This is a genomic window from Salipiger sp. ABN3_019 (genome assembly GCF_056158605.1).
Genome location: NZ_JBSWTP010000006.1, coordinates 74292 through 92444 on the forward strand (window position 1 = coordinate 74292; position 18153 = coordinate 92444).

Below are 18153 nucleotides of genomic sequence, written 5' to 3' on the forward strand. Positions count from 1 at the left end.
AGGGACGTATGACTAATTATTACAAAACTTCGCGCCGCAGCTTCGTGACTGGTGCGGCCTCGATGTCAGTTTTGGGTTTGGCAGCCGGTCCGGCATGGGCGCAGGTTTTCCCGGCGCGTCCAGTGACGACGATCGTGCCGTGGGGCGCAGGCGGCGGTACAGATGCCACGGGTCGCATGATCGCGGCTCTATTGGAAAAGCGCCTCGGTCAGCCGTTCAATGTTGTGAATCGGACTGGTGGGGCAGGGGTCATCGGTCATTCTGCGATCGCGACTGCGCCGGCTGATGGTTACACCCTGGGTGTTGTCACCGTGGAAATCGCGATGATGCATCATCTCGGGCTGACCGATCTGTCCTATCGGGATTACACTCCGCTGGGCTTAATGAATGCCGACAGCCCGGCGATCACCGTGTCGTCGAACGGCGATTATCAGGACATTGCGTCGCTCACCGAAGCGGTGAAAGCGTCCGCACCGGGCACATTCAAGGCATCCGGTACCTCACAGGGAGGCATCTGGCATCTTGCCCTGGTGGGCTGGCTACAGTCGCTGGGTCTCGATGGTAACCACGTGACTTGGGTGCCATCTGAAGGCTCCGCGCCGGCGATGCAGGATCTAATCGCCGGCGGCGTGGATATCGTGACCGTATCGTTGGGTGAAACGAAGGCGATGGTGGATGCGGGCCGGGCGGCGAACCTGGCGTTGATGGGGTCGGAGCGCGCTGCCAGCCATCCGGACGTGCCGACGCTTATCGAGACTGGCGCGGCGGACTTCGCCCTGGCGACCTGGCGGGGCATCTGCGGCCCGAAGGACATGCCTAAGGATGCCGCTGCCGCGGTTGCCGCCGCATTGGCGGAGATCGCCGAAGATCCAGAGTTTATGGAGTTCATGAATGGGCGCGGCTTTAACATCCGATATCTGGACCCCGAAGCGCACGGCCAGATGATGGCCGATGCCGATACCCAGATGGGTCAAACGATGGCCGCCGCCGGACTGATTTCCAACGGCTGACCTCCAATTTCGCGATTGAGCGTCCGGGCCAGTTCGGTCCGGTCGCAGCTATTTTCGACTTTGGGGGGAGCCATGAAAGTTACCGACGCGCTTCTTGGCGCATTCTTTGTTCTGTTTGGCGTCGTGGTGCTGTGGCAGGCATCACAGTTTCCGGACTTCGCTGGCCAGCCCTACGGCGCGGCTCTGCTGCCCTCTCTGTTGGCGGCAGGCTTCGTCGTTTCAGGCGCGGTCCTCATACTACGTGACCTGCGGGCGCGGCGTTCCGTGTCGGGTCCATGGGTCGCCTTGGTGCCTGACCTTCGCGCAGGCGGTACGCCTGCGCTGCTGGCAGTTCTGGGCAACGTTCTGGCTCATATCGGGTTGTCGCCGCTGCTGGGCTTTCTTCCCGTCGCAGTGATTGGGCTATCCGCACTCTTCGTGGTTTTGCGCGTGCCAGTGGTGCAGGCAGTGTTGATCGCGCTGCCCACGACGATTGTATGCTGGTGGCTCTTCGCTGGTCTCCTTCGTGTGCCGCTGCCGCGCGGCCTGATGGGCGGGGTGCTGTGATGCCGGGCATTGATGTTCTTTCGCAGGCTCTGGTGCTGGTACTTTCGCCCGAGGTGCTCGTTACGGCGCTCGTCGCCGGGGCCTTTGGCATGTTCATTGGTGCAATGCCGGGCCTCACAGCCACCATGGCCACGGCACTTCTGGTGCCGCTGACGTTTTTCATGGAGCCGATACCGGCGTTGGCGGCAATCGTTTCGGCCAGCAGTATGGCAATCTTTGCCGGGGACATCCCCGGCGCGCTCCTGCGCATTCCCGGCACGCCCGCCTCTGCCGCCTATGTCGAGGACAGCCACCGATTGACCCTGCAAGGTCGCCTGAATGAGGCGTTGGGGACGAATTTGATCGTCTCTTGCATCGGTGGCTTGATCGGCATCGCCGTACTTGTGGTGGCCGCGCCGCTGCTGGCGGAATTCGCGCTGAAATTCACCTCGTTCGAATATTTCTGGCTGGCGACGTTGGGTCTGTCATGCGCGATCTTCGTGGCTTCCAGTGATCCGGTTAAGGCAGCTGTGGCACTGTTGTTGGGACTGCTGCTGGCTACCGTTGGGCTGGACCCAACCACCGGCGTGCCGCGCTTCACCTTCGGGGTGACGGACCTTCTGGCGGGGATAGAATTCATCCCGGCGATGATCGGGCTATTTGCGCTGGCCGAGGTTATGCGCGGCACGATTCGCCTACATGGCCGCCGCGGGGTGGCAGCGACGCCGAAAGCTCCCGGCCCGCTGTTTAAGGGCGTCGGCGGCATAATCCGACGCCATCCGACCAATGTTGCGCGTGGTTCGTTGATGGGCGTGCTGATCGGCGCGCTGCCCGGGGCAGGGGCAGATATCGCCGCCTGGATGTCCTATGCGGTGTCCAAGAAATTCTCGAAGACGCCCGAAAAATACGGCTCCGGCCATGTAGAAGGCATTGTCGACGCTTCAGCGGGCAACAATGCGGCGATCGGAGGTTCTTGGATTCCGGCGCTGGTCTTTGGCATTCCCGGCGACAGCGTCACCGCCATCGTGATCGGTGTGCTTTACATGAAGGGCATGAACCCCGGCCCGACCGTGTTCCTGACGAACCCGCAACTGATCTATGCAGTATTTATGATCTTCGTTTTGACGACGTTGATGATGGTGCCCCTGGGCTGGGGTGCGGTGAAGCTGTCGAAGCAGGCGCTACGCGTGCCGTCGTGCGTGCTGCTTCCTATCGTTCTGCTGCTGTGTATCGTCGGCGCCTTTGCCATGACCAATTCCGTGTTCGGGATAATGATCATGTTCGGCATGGGCGTGGCAGGCTGGTTGCTTGAGGAAAACGAGGTGCCGGTGGCGCCCATCATCCTCGGCCTAGTGCTTGGCCCAATGTTCGAGCGCATGTTCATGACTTCGATGATCAAGTCCGGCGGTGACCTTATGGCGTTCTTCGAACGCCCCATCGCCGCGACTCTTGGCGCTGCCGTGTTGCTCTTGTGGACCTTCTCCGTGGCAAAAGCGGTGCGTCAGCGCCGCCTCGCCAAACTGACACCTACGCCGCGTTAACCGCGGCCCGCTTTCAATACAAAGGATGGACCCAGACATGAAAGACGAGACAGCCTTCGTCCTGTCCGAAGAGACCCGGCAGAAGCTGCTGAAGGTCTCGACCGCCTCGGTTGCGACCGCACTTTACAAGCGCGGGCTGCGCAACCAGTTCGTGCAGGGCGTCGTGCCGGTGGAGCGAAAGCCGGTGACCATGGTCGGCCAGGCGTTCACTCTGCGCTACATCCCCGCGCGTGAAGACCGAAACCCGCTCACAGCCTTCCGTAGCCGCGAACACAAGCAGCGCGTCGCAGTCGAGACCTGTCCGCCGGGGTGCGTATTGGTAATGGATGCCCGCAAGGACAGTCGCGCGGCCACCGCGGGGTCCATTCTCGTGACGCGGCTCGCAAAGCGCGGTGCAGCGGGTGTGGTGTCTGATGGCGGAGTCCGAGATGCTTTGGGGATTGGAGCTCTGGACATGCCTGCTTATTTCGCCTGCCCTTCCGCCCCGACGAACCTGACGCTGCACGAGGCGATCGACATCAATGTACCGATTTCATGCGGCGATGCTCCAGTGTTTCCAGGTGATGTGATGCTCGGCGATGCGGATGGCGTGATGGTGATCCCCGCACATCTTGCTGAAGAGATCGCCGACGAATGCACGGCCATGGAAACTTACGAGGATTTCGTTCTGGATCAAGTCGAGGAAGGGGCTGGCATCATTGGGCTCTATCCCCCCACGGATGATGAAAACCTGACAAAGTTCGCAGAATGGCAAGCACGCACGGGGCGCTGAACATGACTTATCGTTTCCACGGCGCTCACCTGATCGCGGGCGAGAGAGTTTCATCCGAGATGACCTTCAAATCCTCACCTGCCACTGGCGAAGCAGCAAGTTTCTCTGCTGGCGATCCCCAGTTGGTCGAGCGCGCATGCGCCGCAGCAGGGCAGGCGTTCGCGGGCTTTGCGACGACTTCGCGTGAGCAGCGCGCCAAGTTGCTTGATGAGATTGCAGACCAGATTGATAAACGTGGCGAGGCAATCACCGTCGTCGGCGCCGCAGAGACCGGCCTGCCGGAGGCGCGACTTCGGGGCGAGCGTGGGCGCACAACAGGCCAACTTCGCCTCTTCGCAACACACATCCGCGACGGTGCTTACCTTGACCGGCGCTATGATGAAGCGTTGCCCGACCGCGAACCTCTGCCGCGCCCCGACTTGCGCATGATGCAGCGTCCTATCGGCCCGGTTGCGGTGTTTGGCGCATCCAATTTTCCGCTGGCCTTTTCGGTTGCAGGGGGTGACACGGCCGCCGCGCTCGCTGCGGGCTGTCCGGTGGTGGTCAAGGGCCATGAAGCCCATCCTGGCGTCAGCGAAATTGTCGCGGACGCCATCACCGAAGCAACTACGGATTCTGGCCTCGATCCTGGCATCTTTAGCCTCGTTCATGGCGGAAGCCGCTCAGTAGGCGAGGCTCTTGTGCAGGACCCACGGATCAAGGCAGTTGGCTTCACGGGGAGTCTTGGTGGGGGACGTGCCCTGTTCAACCTTTGTGCCGCCCGTCCGGAGCCGATCCCATTTTTTGGTGAGCTGGGCAGTGTCAATCCGATGTTTGTTCTGCCTCACGCGGCCGCTGCTCGTGGTCGCGAAATCGGTGCCTCCTGGGCCGCGAGCCTGACCATGGGGACTGGACAATTTTGCACGAACCCAGGCATTGCGATCATCGTCGACGGGCCAGAAGCGGATAACTTCCGTGACGCTGTGCGTGCTGCATTGGCTAAGATGGCGCCGCAGACCATGCTGACGGACGCCATGGCGATTGCTTTCAATGAAGGGGTGGAGCGCGTGGCGGGGGGCGCCGGCGTGCAGGCGCTTATACGCAATGCATGTGATGGCCGTTCGGCGCTGCCGCAGTTGTTCGAGGTTTCCGCACAAGACTGGCTGGCCGAACATGCGTTGTCCGAAGAGGTCTTCGGGCCTCTTGGTCTGATCATTCGGGTCGCGGACGCGGCCGAAATGGAGCGGGTTGCGGGGAGCTTCGTGGGGCAATTGACTGCGACCCTACAGCTCGACGAAGGTGACACCGATCTTGGCCGCGTTCTTTTGCCTTTGCTGGACAAGATGGCGGGGAGAGTCCTTGCGAACGGTTTTCCCACCGGGGTCGAAGTGTCCGGCGCGATGGTGCATGGCGGACCATATCCGGCTTCGACGAACTTCGGTGCAACGTCTGTAGGAACGCTTTCAATCCGGCGTTTCCTGCGTCCGGTTTGCTACCAGAACATTCCCGAGGCCCTGCTGCCCGAGGACCTGAAGTAGCCCCACGCATGGCAGATTGGGGTGTAAGGCCACCGGTCGCCCCCTATTACGCCGCCCCGGATCGTCCGACCAGGGGCGGCGCATCGCATCAGGCATAAGCACCGGCTGAATAAGTCAGCTCGTAGCTGTGCGAATAGAGCTCGAAAATGTTCCCGAAGGGGTCTTCGACGTAGACCATGCGATACGGCTTTTCACCAGGAAAATACTCTCGCACAGGCATCCGCTGCTTGCCACCGGCGGCGACGATCCGTTCCAACAACGCTTCGAGATCAGGTTCTTGAATTGCGAAATGGAAGGTGCCGTGGCGTCGGTAGTCGAAGTTGTTCTCTGGTTCATAGTTTCCTTTGAACTCGAAGAGCTCCACGCCAATCCCGTCCCCGGTGGACAGATGTGCTATGCGCAGAAGTTGCCAGCCCGGCCCGAAGACATCGGTGCACATCGTGCCAATGGCGCTGTCATCTTCGGTGACCTCGCTCGGCGGCATCAGCACGTAAAAGCCCAGGGTTTCAGAGTAAAACTTCACCGCTTCTTCAAGGTCGGGAACCGAAAGGCCGATATGGGAAAAGGTACGTGGGGTCATGTTGGTCTCCTATGATCTCGTGCAGGAGAGGTAGACAGCGGGAGGGGTTTTGTGAAATTATCAAATCACATCCTAATCCAAACAATTCGTAATGAATGCATGCTCAACGCTACCTGGATCGAGACCTTTACGGTCCTCGCGGAGGAGGGCCATTTCACGCGCGCGGCGGAGCGGCTGAACATGACACAACCCGGCGTTTCGCAACAGTTGCGCAAGCTTGAGTTGCAGATCGGCAAGGCGCTTATCTTGCAAGAAGGTAAAGGGTTTACGCTTACGCCGGCGGGTGAGGTCTTGAAAGATCTCGGGTTGAAGCGCCGTGTGGAGGAACGCGCGCTGCGTCAGGCGATCAGCCGCGATGAACCTGACATCGGGGAGTTGCGCGTTGCTTGCTCCGGCAGCTTCGCCATGATGTTTTACCCGCAAGCCATTGCTATGATGCGCGAAGCTGAGGCGCTATCGATTCACGTGGAGGCGGCGCCGAGTAGTCGCGTTTTGGAGGGGGTCTTGAATGGGGACTTCGATCTCGGTGTCATCGATGAAAATCCGGGCCACCCTCGCATTGCCGCGCAATACATCGGTCGGGAGGAGTTGTGCCTGGTTTTGCCCGAGGGCACCCCTGAGCCGGTGGGCTTTGGCGCTCTCGAAGTCCTCGGGCTGGTCGCGCACCCCGATGCTTATAGCTACGCAGATGACCTATTTTCCCATAATTTTCCTTCAGAATTTTCTGGAGCAGATCGCCTGAAGATCCGGACGAGCGTGAACCAGATTGGTCAAATTCCAACCCCGGTCGCATCGGGTGTTGGTTACACTCTTTTGCCTCGCAGTGGTTTGTCTGCTTTCCCTGATGCACATCGGATAAAGATCGCAAAGCTGCCGCAACCACAATTTCATGAGCTTTGGATGATTACGCGGCGGGCCATTGTGCCGAGCAAACGCTTGCATCGGGTCATGAAGGTGGCACTCAGTCTCGCTGAGACCCTGTAATTAGGAGGCGGCGCAGCCCCAGCGCGCCGCCTGCCATTTGTATGACGTCAGCGTTCTGCCTTCGGCGTCCAAGCGAACTGCTGCATGGGCGCATCCACGGGCGTCTGGGCGAGATGGTTGGTATAGTTGCTCATCACCTTCTGGGCGATGCAGAGCACGATTTCCAGCACCTGCTGTTCGCCATAGCCGGCGGCGTAAAAGGCCTCCAAATCGCCGTCGCTCGGGTTCCCACGGCTGTCAGTCATCTTCACCGTAAAGGTGCGAAGCGCTTCCAACTTGGGTGTGGGCAGCGGTGTTTCGTCCCGCAGCGCGTCGGAGATTTCGTCGTCTACCTTCATCATCTTGGCGATGCCGGTGTGGGCGGGCACGCAGTAATGGCACTGGTGGTAAACGTTAATGGTCTGCCAGACGACGGTTTTCTCTTCGGCGTCAAATGAGGTCTCTTGGGCAAAGAGACGGTGCAGTACTTGGTATCCATCCAGCAGCGAAGGCGCGCGGGCCATGACAGCGTGCAGGCCGGGTAGCCGGCCAAATGCAGCTTTGGATTTTTCGATCAGCGGAACGGCGGCGGAGGGGGCGGTGGTCTCGTCGAGTTTTTCAAACTTGGTCATTCTGTGGCCTTTCGTATCAGACTGGTAAGGCCAATCTGCTTATTATTGAGCGAATGCTCAAGTATCAATTTGAGTGATTGCTCAAAGTTTTTGTGATCCATTGCACCTTGTTCGCCGCGCGCTTTAAGTAGAGCAATGGCACGCACCGCTTCATATGACCGTGATACCGCCCTTGAGGCCGCGATGATCCTCTTCTGGAAGAAAGGCTATCATGCCACGTCTCTGAAGGACCTTGAGGGAGCGCTGCACATGAAACCTGGGTCGATTTACGCGGCGTTTCAGAGTAAGGAGGCGCTTTTTCGCGCCACGCTGAACCGTTACGCTGAGCGCATGACAAGAGAGATGGAGGCCCTGATCGCGGCCAGCGAGACGCCGCTTGTGGCGCTCCAAGGGTACCTCGAGGGTTTGGCAAATCTTGCCCCGTGTGATCGTCCCTCGACGGCCTGCATGTTGGTGAAGTCGCTTCTGGAGCTGCCTGACGACGGCGAACTACGCAGCTTTGTCACCTTGCATCTCGATCACGTGGAGCAGGTAATTGGAACGGCTCTTCGGGCTGCGCAAGCGAAGAACGAGTTGCCGGCGTCGATGGATACAGCACGATTGGCGCGACGCATTCAGACCTACATCTTCGGCCTGAAGGTTCAGGCTCAGAGGGAGACCGATCCTAAGCGCATGCGAGAGTTGTGCGATGATCTGGCGTCTGAGATCGGACGCGCAGCGACGAATCAAGCTCGCCAGAGCGCCTGACGTACGCCATTGTGGAACGGCCAGAGCTTCACGAGCTCTTCGGCAAGAAGTAGTGCGGCCACCCAGACGACGGGCGCGTCCAACCAGAGCACCAGCGCCGCGCTGAGTGGCACTTTGAAGGCCCATTGCGACCACAAAAAGATGTGCATCACGTAGACAGTACGCCCGGCAGCGCGCAGCGAGTTGCCACAGATCGCATTCGAATTCTTGGGCCAGGGGAGTAGGATTAAAACGGGAAGGAAGCTGATCAATGCAGCGCGGGTCTCCGGCGCCAGCGAGGGATAGAGTGGATCCGAGGAAAGGATCACCATTGTATAGAGGCTCGCCACTACCGCGGACATGATGAATGCTCCTTTCCATGCCATTCGCAGTGTGCCGCGCAAGCTTTCTGAAGGGCCTTCGCGGCCAAGATGTTGCGCTACGAAAATGCCGACCGCTTGCGCCCAGGCCATGCCGAAGGTGCCAGCCACCTGTATCCATGGAAGGATCAGGGTCAGCGCCGCGAACTGCCGGACATCGTAAGCGGCATAAATCAACATACAGACGCTGGAAGACGCCTGCGCACTGAAGAAGGTCGCGGCCACTGGCAGGGCAAAGGCCAAATGCGATTTCATGCCCAGCCAAAGAGGCGGCATCTCGATGTCCGACACTGGTCGCAGTCGCAGTCCGATCAAGTACCCGACGCGCAAAACGGCACCAGCCACGCTGCCGATCGCTGCGCCAGCCAAGCCCAGGTGTGGCAGGCCGTAGTGTCCGTGGATCAGTGCCCACGACAGGGTGACATTCACGGGCACCGACAAGAGATAGCTGATGAGTGGCCTCCGCGTGTCGCCAGTTCCGTTGCAAAAAGCTGAGAGGCTCTGAGCTACAGCTTCGCTGATCACAACGCCGACGAAGATGATCAAGTAGGTGCGCGCACCCGCTTGAACATCAGAGTTCTGTCCGGACATGGCGAGCAGGCTGTCGGCGGCCAGCCAAAGAGCGCCGAGACCCAAAAGGCAGACCATCAGGCTGATCGCCAGCCCTTCGTGGAAAGTGGCGCGCAAGCGGGAGGGGCTCCCTGAGCCATATGCCTGCGCCGCAAGGATCTGCGAAGCGTTGGCAAAGGCATTCTGTGCTCCCAACAGTAGCCCGCCGATGGCACTGGCGAGGCCCATCGCCGCCAGCGCCTCTTCGCCCAGGGGGGCCACCAGCCAGGCATCGATGACGACGATGCCATGCAACATCAGCATTCGAACCGCCATGGGCCAGGCGAGGCCTATAAGTCTTCGGGTTTCGGAACTCATTCCAGAAGCACGGACGGCAACCAGAGCGATACGCCCGGCACGTAGGTAACCAGCATGAGTGCGCCGAAGATCGCGAGGTAGAAGGGCCAGATCGATTTCAACGCCTGCTCCATTCGGATGCGGCCCACGGCGCAGCCGACAAAGAGGCACGTGCCCACCGGCGGTGTGCAGAGCCCGATGCCGAGGTTGATCAGCAGCATGATGCCGAATTGCGTCGGTTCCATCCCCAAGCTCTTGGCGATGGGCAGGAAGATTGGGGTGCAAATGAGGATCAGTGCCGCCATGTCCATGATCATCCCGAGGATCAGAAGGATCACGTTGATCATCAGCAGGATGATGATCGGGTTGTCAGAAACTGTGACCAGCAAATCCGACAGTTGCGCGGGCACCTGATAGAGAGCCAGCAGATAGGCGAACGAACTGGCAAAGGCGATAAGGATCATCACCATGGCGGTGGTTCTGACGGCGCCTGTGACCGCTCTTCGGAAGTCCTTGAGCGAAAGGCTGCGATAGTAAAATACCGTCAGCAGCAGCGCGTAGATTGCACCAAACGCGCCGGACTCGGTCACAGTGAAGATGCCCGAGAGGGTGCCCCCGACAATGATCACTGCGGTCATGAAGCCAGGCAGCGCATCGAGAGCCGCTTCTCCGACGGCTTTCCAGCCGGGAAAGGGCTCGGCGGGGTAATTGTGCTTCGCAGACAGGATGTAAGCTGCCACGGCGAGGCAGACGCACATGAGGATGCCGGGAATGACGCCGGCGAGAAACAGGCCTGAGATAGAGATGCCCCCACCTGCGGCTACGGCGAAGATGATCATGTTATGGCTGGGAGGAATGACGATGCCTGCGATGGAACTTGTTACTGTGACATTCACGGCGAAGTCCGGGCGGTAACCACGTTCCTTCATGACTGGCACCAGGAGAGAACCCAAAGCCGAAATATCGGCAACAGCAGAGCCCGAAATGCCTCCGAACAGCATGGACGAGAAGATGTTGACCATCGCCAGCCCGCCCTTGAGGTGCCCCACAAGCGCGGACGCCAGTCTGACGAGACGGCGGGCAATGCCGCCATGCAGCATGATCTCGCCCGCGAAGATGAAGAAAGGGATCGCCAGCAGCGAAAAGACCGAGACGCCAGAGGTCGCGCGCTGGAAGGTAATCACGGCAGGAAAGCCCTCAAAGGCAAAGGCTGAAGCTGCGGCAAGCCCCATCGCGAATGCGACGGGCATGCCAATGACGACACCCGCGGCGAAAATGCCAAGAAGAATAGCTAAACCCATCACATCACCTCTTGATCGATGGGAAGGTCCAGCGGCGACCAGGTCCTGAAGCGCCAGATGCGCAGCACTCCACGAAGCCCAGCGAAGAGAACCATCAGAGCGCCGAGCGTGGTGATCGCTGCGGTCCGCACCGCCTCGGGCAGTCCGAGCATTGGCAGCACCGTGTCCATGCCGAAGGCCATTAGTTCGAGTCCGGCCAACAGAATGAGAAGACCGAAGCCCGCGAGCACAAAATCAATCCCGATCATCATCAGCTTTTGCAGCGGCACGGGCAGCATATCGCGGAATAGGGTAACGCCAATGTGTGTGTCCTCCCGGACCCCGGCGGCGGCACCGAGAAAGGCGATATAGCAGATCAGTAGGAGCGCGAGCTGTTCTACCCAAGTGGGCGTCACGTTCAGGACATAGCGGCCGAAGACCAGCCAGCCGAAGGTGACAATCAGGACGACAAGGGCCACCGAGGCCAAGCCCATGCACAGCGTCCGGACAAGGTCGAGGCCCTGCTCGATCCGCCGGTAAAGGATCGGTACTTTTGACATGAGTAGTCTTTCGAAAGTCGGGGGCCGCAGCGCGCGGCCCCCCGTGGCGTTACTCGGCAGTGCGGATCAGGTTGACCAAGTCGGTCAGCGCAGGGTTCTGCTCAAGGAACTTGTCGTAGACCGGAGCCATCGCTTCCTGGAACGGCGCCTTGTCCTCGATGGTGTTCACTTCGGTACCGCCGGCCTTAACCGTCTCGATGCTGGCGGCCTCGCGCTCTGCCCAGAGCTCGCGCTGGTAGTCCGCGCTCGCCCGGCCCGCTGTCATCACGATCTCTTGCTGCTCCGGGGTCAACGTCTCCCAGGTCTTCAGCGACATGCAGAGGCATTCCGGAATGATCAGATGCTCGGACAGCGAATAGAACTTTGCCACTTCGTAGTGGTTGGTCAACTCGTAGCTGGGGGGATTGTTCTCGGCGCCGTCGACCACCCCTGTCTTCAGGGACTGGTAGACCTCTGCAAAAGCCATGGGCGTCGCGTTGCCGTCCATCGCAGCGATCATGTCGACGAAGAGATCGTTGGACATGACGCGCACCTTCAGGCCTTCAACATCGGCAGGCGTGTTGATGGGGCGCACGGAGTTGTAGAAGCTGCGGGCCCCGGCCGCGTACCAGCCGAGCGCCTTGATGCCCTTGGCTTCCATGCCTGCGCCGATGGCGTCGCCCACTTCGCCGTCCATCAGCCGGTACATCTCGGGCACCGAGGCAAAAATGAAGGGCAGTGACACCACGTTGGTCTCCGGCACGACAGGTCCCATCGGGCCGAGGCTGAATTCACCGAAATCCAGCGCGCCGAGGCGCATTTGTTCGATGGCGTCGGGCTGCGAGCCCAGCACTCCATTGTGGAATACCTTGCCCGTGATCTCGCCGCCGGTCTTTTCGGTGACTTCGTCGATGAAGCTCTCCATGGCGATGGAGACGGGATAGTCCTCTACGTGAATGTTCCAGCCGCGCAACGTCTGGGCGGTGGCGGTAGAGGTCAGCCCCGCCGTTAGGGCGACAATGGCGGTGGTGCGAGTAACGCGAGTGAGAAATGTCATGCGGTTCCTCCCTGAAATGCATGTGCCGGGCGTCTCCTCAAACGCCTTGGCGAGATGCAGCATCTTTGTATTTTTACTTGGATACAAGATGATTCTTGCCAATTTGGAAATTGGCGAGCCAAAATCCCCCGCTCAAGGCGGGTCTCGGAGCGACGAGTGAAGGGAGGTTTAGGCGTCGCCGTCTTCGAAATAGGCGGCGCTGTTCACCCGTATGGCGGCGATTGTTTCGTCCAGCCGGGACAGATGTAGCATCCCTGCGCTGGCAGCTGCTTCGGGGTCGTTCGCCTTGATCGCTGCCGCGATGGCTTCATGGTCGGCAATCAGTTCCGGCATGCGCCGCTCTTTTGCCAACCCCAGAACGCACAGCCGGTCAACCTTCGCCTTTTCCGACCGAATGACGTCGAAGGCATAGGGTACACACCCTATCTTGCAGATTTGCTCATGGAACTCATAGTCGAGCTTGCCAAAGCCCGTATAGTCATTCTCGGCAAGCGCCTTGTGCTGCATCGCAATACAGGCGTCGAGTTGGTAGCCGTCGGCTTTTCCGCACTTTTTCGCGGCTTCCCGCAGTGCCGCCGCCTCTACTGCGGCGCGCACGAAGCGGCTTTTCTCGATGGCGCGGGCCGAGAACTTGCGCACTTCCGTGGCCTTTTTTGGTCGCACGAGAATGAGGTCCATCGCTTCAAGCCTGCGGAAAGCGTCACGCACGGGCTGGCGAGAAACGCCAAAACGCTCGGCGATGTCGGGCTCCGAGATCCGCGTGCCGGGCAGGAGGCGCAACGTCGTGATCTCGCGGTAAAGAAAATCGACGATCTCGTCGACGGTGCTGCGCTTGTCCTTGGGTAGGTTGGTGATCTTGTTCATGCGCGCTCCTCCGGATCCAGGTCTTATAGCCCGCGTGAGGCTGCCGCCGCCAGTGAATCATGATCGGCGCTGACGAAGGATTGACGCCATGTGGCGCTCTTGCGCCCAACATACTGGTATCCAAACTTGGATACAAGAATTGACAGGAGCACAGAATTGCGCCACCTTCTCCGTCAGACAAAGGGCTACCCCAGGGTGGCCACGCATGGGGGGAGGAGACCACATGTCCGGAGTCCGTCTCGACGGGATCGTCAAGAAGTATGGCGCCTTGCAGGTCGTCCACGGCATTGACCTGGACGTTCAGCCAGGGGAATTTGTCGTCCTTGTGGGGCCTTCCGGCTGCGGCAAGTCGACGACGCTGCGCATGATCGCAGGGCTCGAGGAGATCAGCAACGGCACACTGACCATCGACTCCAGCGTAGTAAACCGCATCGCGCCGAAGGATCGCGACGTGGCCATGGTCTTCCAGAACTATGCGCTCTACCCGCATCTGAACGTGGCGGACAACATTGCCTTCGGCCTGCGCATTCGTAGAGAGCCGAAAGACATCATCACCTCGTCGGTGGATGAGGTCGCGCAGATTCTGGGACTGACGAAATACCTCGACCGGCGGCCAGCCGACCTATCCGGAGGACAACGCCAGCGCGTTGCTATGGGGCGCGCCATCGTGCGCCGTCCCAAGGTCTTCCTGTTCGACGAACCGCTTTCGAACCTCGATGCCAAGCTGCGCACGCAGATGCGCGCCGAGATCAAACGTCTTCACAAGCGTCTGGGGGCGACGTCAATCTACGTGACCCACGATCAAGTGGAGGCCATGACCCTCGCTGACCGCATCGTAGTCATGAGCGACGGTCACATCGAGCAGATCGGTACGCCGATGGACCTTTTCCTCAACCCGGCCAACACATTTGTCGCCAGCTTCCTCGGTTCGCCGCCAATGAACATGGTCGAGGCGACCGTGGCCGCAAAGGACGGCAAGCCCTGCGCCTCTTTTGAGGATCAGGCGCTCCCGCTGAACGCTTTGCCTGGGCTGAAGTTGGGGCAGGAGATCACGTTGGGTATCCGGCCGGAGTTCGTCACGCTCGGAGACGGAGTGAAGGTCGAGGTCGATCTGGTCGAGACATTGGGCTCCGAAGCGCTGATCCACGCGAGCCTTTGCGGCAACCCGTTCGTCATCCGGCACGCCACCATCGGCGGCGTGCCTGCCATGGGCAGCCACGCGGAGTTTTGCGTGCCACCGCATCTCCTCCGGGTCTTCGATGGCGCCACCGGCCGTGCTCTGGAGGGCCAGCACACGCCAGTCGAGGCGGCGGCATGAGCGATACGACCGACATTGAAGGAACGCCGACCGAAGGCGTCGTCATAGAGGCCCGCGAAGCGCAACGCCATCGTCAGCCATCGCGCATCGTCAAGGTGGGCGACCATGTCCGCCGGGAATGGCAGCTGTACCTGATGTTATTGCCGACCATCATCTGGCTCGTCGTTTTTCTCTATAAGCCAATGTACGGGCTGCAGATTGCCTTCAAGGACTACTCGATCTTCCGCGGCATCGATGGCAGCCCCTGGATCGGGCTGGAGCATTTTCAGACGCTGTTCGGCAATGATCAGTTCCTGCGCGCGCTGAAGAATACGATCATCATGAGCTTCTACACGCTGCTCTTCGGTTTCCCCATGCCGATCCTTCTGGCCTTGATGTTCAACGAAGTGCTGAACCAGACCTTCAAGAAGACTGCGCAGACGATTGTCTACCTGCCGCACTTCATATCCTCGGTAATCATCGCGGGCATCGTCATCACTGCCTTCAGCCCTTCAGCCGGGATCGTGAACACATTCCTTGGCTGGTTCGGGATAGAGCCTGTGTATTTCCTGACACGTCCCGAGTGGTTCCGTCCGATCTTTGTGGGCACCGGCATATGGCAGGAGGCTGGCTTCCAGTCGATCGTCTACCTTGCGGCTATCGCAGGGGTGTCGCCGACGCTTTACGAATCCGCCGTGGTCGATGGTGCGAACCGCTGGCAGATGATGTGGAAGATCACCATTCCCAGCATCCTGCCAACGATCATCATCATGCTGATCATTCGTATCGGAAATATCCTCGAAGTGAGCTTCGAGATGGTGATCCTTCTCTACCAGCCCGCCACATATGAGACCGCCGACGTTGTGAACTCCTTCATCTATCGGCAGGGCCTGCAATCGGGACAGTACGACTTTGCCGCTGCCGCCGGCCTGTTCAACGCCGTGGTCGCCTTCGTCCTGGTGATGACTGCCAACTCAATTTCCAAGCGCTTCTCGCGTACATCGCTCTGGTGACAGCAATGGCAAACATGAACCTCTACTCCCGTGGCGACAGGATCTTCGTCATCGTGAATATGGTGCTCATCGGGCTTTTCACACTCTCGACGCTGTACCCTTTCATCTACATGGCCTCGCTCTCGGTAAGTACCGGGTTCGAGGCTCGGGCGGGGAACGTGGTGCTGACCCCGGTGGGCTTTACGCTGGAGGCGTATAAATACGTTCTTTCCGACCCGCAGTTTTGGATCAGCTACAAGAACACCTTCATCTACACGATCTTTGGCACCTTGATGAGCCTCGCTTTCATCATTCCCGGTGCCTACGCCCTGTCGCGGCCGCAACTCTACGGCCGGAGATTCTGGAACCTCGTGGTCGCATTTACCATGTGGTTCAACGCGGGGCTCATACCCTTCTTCCTGAATATGCGCGACCTTGGCCTGCTGGACAGCTATTTCGGCATCATCATCGGCTTCGCGGTCAACGGCTTTAACATCATCCTGTTGCGCAACTTCTTTGAAAGCGTGCCGCAGAGCTTCGAGGAAGCAGCGCGCATGGATGGCGCCAATGAATTCCAAGTGCTCTGGAAGGTCTACGTGCCGCTTTCGAAGCCGGCCATCGCCACGGTTGCGCTGTTCTGCATCGTGTCACGCTGGAACGGCTTTTTCTGGGCCATGGTGCTGTTGCAGGACGAGGAGAAGATCCCGCTACAGGTCTTCCTGCGCAAGGTCATTGCTGACCTCAGCGACGACGAGGAATTCGCGAGCACCCTGCTGACGGCGGCCTATTCCTTCGAGACCATCAGCGCCGCCATCATCGTCTGTTCGATCATCCCGATCCTGCTCATCTACCCGTTTCTGCAGAAGTACTTCACCAAGGGGATCCTTCTTGGCGGGGTGAAGGAGTGACCAAGACGGACGCAAGACTTCGCAAAAGGGAGGAAACCATGCGAGTTGTGAAGACTGCCCTGGCCATTCTTGGCTCGACGGCCCTGACATCACCGGCCTTTGCCGACACTGAGTTGCCTATTGTGGACAAGCCGCTCGAACTTAGCATCCACATGCATTGGCCGCGTGCCCAAGGGTACGGACCCGGCGGGGATACCTCGAAGATTTACCCGGTCGAAGAGGTCGCCCGCGAGCGTACCGGGGTGCATCTGGTCGACCAGACCTCTGGCCGGAACACCAAAGACAACAACGAGGCCATGAACCTGCTGCTGGCGGCGGGATCCATGCCCGATATCGTCGGTGGCAACAACATCCAGCAGCCAGTGAACCAATACGGGCCCGAAGGCGCCTTCGTGGCACTGAACGAACTGGTCGCGGAGCACGCGCCCAACATCAAGGCATGGTTCGACGGACATCCCGATATCTGGAACGCCATCGCTTCCTACGACGGCAACGTCTATTACATCCCGTATCTTCCGGACGGAAAATATGCCCGTGCTTGGTTTGTGCGACAGGACTGGTTGGACCAGCTTGGACTGGAGCGCCCCGACAACGTTGATGAGCTCTATGATGTGCTGGTGGCTTTTCGCGATCAGGACCCGAACGGTAACGGGCTGAAGGACGAGGTTCCTTTCTTCGCGCGCGATTGGGAAGAGGTGCTGCGCCTGCTGGTGCTATGGGATGCGCGCTCTACCGGGGCCGATGTGTATCACCAGTTTTACGTCTCAGAAAATGGTGCGGTTGTTCATCCTTATGCACAGGAAGCCTATCGCGACGGCCTTGCCAATATCGCCAAATGGTACGCCGAAGGGCTGATCGATCCCGAGGTGTTTACCCGCGGCTCGTCTTCACGCGACTACCTTCTGGGTGAAGACCTTGGCGGCATGACGCACGACTGGTTCGCATCGACCTCCGGCTACAACGTCGCGCTCGCTGACAAGATAGAAGGCTTCAATTTCATCCCGTTCCTGCCGCCGAAGTCCGTGAGCGGCAAGCGGATCGAGGAGAACCGCCGTATCCCGATGAAACCCGATGGCTGGGCGATCACCTATGCCAACGAACACCCCGTCGAGACGATCAAGTATTTCGACTACTGGTTCTCGGAGGAAGGCGCGCTGCTGGCCAACTTCGGTGTTGAGGGTAAGACCTGGACCATGGTCGACGGAGAGCCGGTCTTCACCGAGGCAGTGTTGGAGTTCGGCCAGCCGGTGAACAGCCAGATGTATCTGGAAGGCGCGCAGATCTATCGCGGCTACCCACAGGACTATCGCTACGAGTGGCAGTGGACGCGGGACTCGGCGCGCGAGGGTATCGAGCTCTACGACACCGAAGATCTGCTCGTCGATCAGTTCCTTGGCGTTTCCTTCAACAAGGAAGAGCAAGAAGTCTACGATAAGTATTGGCCTACTCTTGTGACCTATATGCTTGAACGCCAGCAAGCCTGGATCCTCGGCTCCGGCGATGTGACGGCAGACTGGGACAGCTACGTTGCGACGCTCGACAAGATGGGGCTATCGCAGGTGCTGGAGGTCATGAACTCGGCTTACGCACGCCAGTACAACTGACCCTTTCCTGACGCGCCGCCGAACCACCGGGGCTGTCCCGGAGCTGCGCGGCAGCATGGC

At 59.7% G+C, this 18153-nt stretch carries 18 protein-coding genes; 11 read left to right on the plus strand and 7 right to left on the minus strand.

Annotated features, from left to right (window positions below):
* The first annotated feature begins 8 nt into the window (after positions 1-8).
* The 5 genes from ACXAD2_RS06720 (at position 9) to ACXAD2_RS06740 (ending at position 5365) form a co-directional block, all read left to right on the plus strand.
* On the plus strand, positions 9-1010 hold the full coding sequence (locus ACXAD2_RS06720) for a Bug family tripartite tricarboxylate transporter substrate binding protein (protein WP_475168479.1): 1002 nt from the start codon (positions 9-11) through the stop codon (positions 1008-1010).
* Between the two features lie 72 nt (positions 1011-1082).
* Positions 1083-1556, plus strand: coding sequence for a tripartite tricarboxylate transporter TctB family protein (locus ACXAD2_RS06725; protein ID WP_475168483.1), 474 nt, complete (start codon positions 1083-1085; stop codon positions 1554-1556).
* Positions 1556-3076 (plus strand): tripartite tricarboxylate transporter permease, encoded by a 1521-nt coding sequence (locus ACXAD2_RS06730; protein ID WP_475168486.1) that lies wholly within the window; start codon positions 1556-1558, stop codon positions 3074-3076. Before ACXAD2_RS06725 ends, ACXAD2_RS06730 begins: the two co-directional genes overlap by 1 nt.
* Positions 3077-3113: 37 nt before the next feature.
* On the plus strand, positions 3114-3848 hold the full coding sequence (locus ACXAD2_RS06735) for a ribonuclease activity regulator RraA (RefSeq protein ID WP_475168488.1): 735 nt from the start codon (positions 3114-3116) through the stop codon (positions 3846-3848).
* 2 nt (positions 3849-3850) lie between these two features.
* The gene (locus tag ACXAD2_RS06740; protein ID WP_475168867.1) at positions 3851-5365 is read left to right on the plus strand and encodes an aldehyde dehydrogenase (NADP(+)); all 1515 of its coding nucleotides are present in this window, start codon (positions 3851-3853) and stop codon (positions 5363-5365) included.
* Between the two features lie 88 nt (positions 5366-5453).
* On the opposite strand, the gene ACXAD2_RS06745 is transcribed toward ACXAD2_RS06740, so the two are convergent.
* Positions 5454-5945, minus strand: a complete 492-nt coding sequence (locus ACXAD2_RS06745) for a lactoylglutathione lyase family protein (RefSeq protein WP_475168490.1) — start codon at positions 5943-5945, stop codon at positions 5454-5456.
* Positions 5946-6044: 99 nt separating this feature from the next.
* Here ACXAD2_RS06745 and ACXAD2_RS06750 point away from each other — a divergent pair, with 99 nt between their 5' ends.
* Positions 6045-6929, plus strand: coding sequence for a LysR family transcriptional regulator (locus tag ACXAD2_RS06750; RefSeq protein ID WP_475168493.1), 885 nt, complete (start codon positions 6045-6047; stop codon positions 6927-6929).
* A gap of 47 nt (positions 6930-6976) precedes the next feature.
* Here ACXAD2_RS06750 and ACXAD2_RS06755 read toward each other — a convergent pair whose 3' ends face one another.
* Positions 6977-7540 (minus strand): carboxymuconolactone decarboxylase family protein, encoded by a 564-nt coding sequence (locus ACXAD2_RS06755; protein WP_475168494.1) that lies wholly within the window; start codon positions 7538-7540, stop codon positions 6977-6979.
* A gap of 135 nt (positions 7541-7675) precedes the next feature.
* Here ACXAD2_RS06755 and ACXAD2_RS06760 point away from each other — a divergent pair, with 135 nt between their 5' ends.
* Positions 7676-8287 (plus strand): TetR/AcrR family transcriptional regulator, encoded by a 612-nt coding sequence (locus ACXAD2_RS06760; RefSeq protein ID WP_475168496.1) that lies wholly within the window; start codon positions 7676-7678, stop codon positions 8285-8287.
* Here ACXAD2_RS06760 and ACXAD2_RS06765 read toward each other — a convergent pair.
* From ACXAD2_RS06765 to ACXAD2_RS06785, 5 genes are all read right to left on the minus strand, one after another.
* The gene (locus ACXAD2_RS06765) at positions 8266-9573 is read right to left on the minus strand and encodes an MATE family efflux transporter (RefSeq protein ID WP_475168497.1); all 1308 of its coding nucleotides are present in this window, start codon (positions 9571-9573) and stop codon (positions 8266-8268) included. The genes ACXAD2_RS06760 and ACXAD2_RS06765 overlap by 22 nt on opposite strands.
* On the minus strand, positions 9570-10853 hold the full coding sequence (locus ACXAD2_RS06770) for a TRAP transporter large permease (RefSeq protein ID WP_475168499.1): 1284 nt from the start codon (positions 10851-10853) through the stop codon (positions 9570-9572). Before ACXAD2_RS06770 ends, ACXAD2_RS06765 begins: the two co-directional genes overlap by 4 nt.
* Positions 10853-11392: a TRAP transporter small permease gene (locus ACXAD2_RS06775; protein ID WP_475168500.1), complete on the minus strand. Its 540-nt coding sequence runs from the start codon at positions 11390-11392 to the stop codon at positions 10853-10855. Before ACXAD2_RS06775 ends, ACXAD2_RS06770 begins: the two co-directional genes overlap by 1 nt.
* A 49-nt stretch (positions 11393-11441) precedes the next feature.
* The gene (locus tag ACXAD2_RS06780; RefSeq protein WP_475168502.1) at positions 11442-12428 is read right to left on the minus strand and encodes a TRAP transporter substrate-binding protein; all 987 of its coding nucleotides are present in this window, start codon (positions 12426-12428) and stop codon (positions 11442-11444) included.
* A gap of 168 nt (positions 12429-12596) precedes the next feature.
* Complete coding sequence (locus tag ACXAD2_RS06785; RefSeq protein ID WP_475168504.1) at positions 12597-13292, minus strand: GntR family transcriptional regulator; 696 nt, start codon at positions 13290-13292, stop codon at positions 12597-12599.
* Between the two features lie 223 nt (positions 13293-13515).
* On the opposite strand from ACXAD2_RS06785, the gene ACXAD2_RS06790 reads away from it, so the two are divergent.
* From ACXAD2_RS06790 to ACXAD2_RS06805, 4 genes are read left to right on the plus strand one after another with little or no spacing between them, the layout of a single operon-like run.
* A complete protein-coding gene (locus tag ACXAD2_RS06790; RefSeq protein WP_475168507.1) occupies positions 13516-14610 on the plus strand; it encodes an ABC transporter ATP-binding protein in 1095 nt (364 codons plus the stop codon).
* Entirely contained in the window at positions 14607-15602 is a 996-nt protein-coding gene (locus tag ACXAD2_RS06795; protein WP_475168509.1) for an ABC transporter permease, read from the plus strand. Before ACXAD2_RS06790 ends, ACXAD2_RS06795 begins: the two co-directional genes overlap by 4 nt.
* 5 nt (positions 15603-15607) lie before the next feature.
* The gene (locus ACXAD2_RS06800; RefSeq protein WP_475168510.1) at positions 15608-16489 is read left to right on the plus strand and encodes a carbohydrate ABC transporter permease; all 882 of its coding nucleotides are present in this window, start codon (positions 15608-15610) and stop codon (positions 16487-16489) included.
* A gap of 38 nt (positions 16490-16527) precedes the next feature.
* Entirely contained in the window at positions 16528-18093 is a 1566-nt protein-coding gene (locus tag ACXAD2_RS06805) for an extracellular solute-binding protein (RefSeq protein ID WP_475168514.1), read from the plus strand.
* Positions 18094-18153 lie beyond the last annotated feature (60 nt).